Consider the following 244-nt stretch of genomic DNA (forward strand, 5'->3'; position numbering starts at 1 on the left):
CCGCTCTGCACCACGTAGCCGAGGTCGGTGTTGCGTTCCCATTCCTTGCCGTCGTTGGCCGCGCCGCGGGCGACGTTGTCGCCGGAGACGTAGCGGCTCATGAAGCTCAGGCCGGGCAGGCCGAGCGCGCCGAAATCGTAGTCGTAGCGCAGTTGCCAGGAACGCTCGTCGACGTTGCCGAAGTCGCCGATCTGGATGAAGTTGACCAGGTACGGGTCGCTGCCGGCGATGTAGGGATAGGGAT

Annotated in this window: 1 protein-coding gene; it reads right to left on the bottom strand. The window is 65.2% G+C overall.

Translation table 11 applies throughout. The features are described 5' to 3' along the window. A partial coding sequence (locus tag ACLJNW_RS27765) for an OprD family outer membrane porin (protein ID WP_410961803.1) occupies nt 1-244 on the bottom strand: 244 nt, incomplete at both ends.

It is taken from the genome of Salmonella sp. SAL4457 (genome assembly GCF_046548235.1).
GTDB classification, from domain to species: domain Bacteria; phylum Pseudomonadota; class Gammaproteobacteria; order Enterobacterales; family Enterobacteriaceae; genus Salmonella; species Salmonella enterica.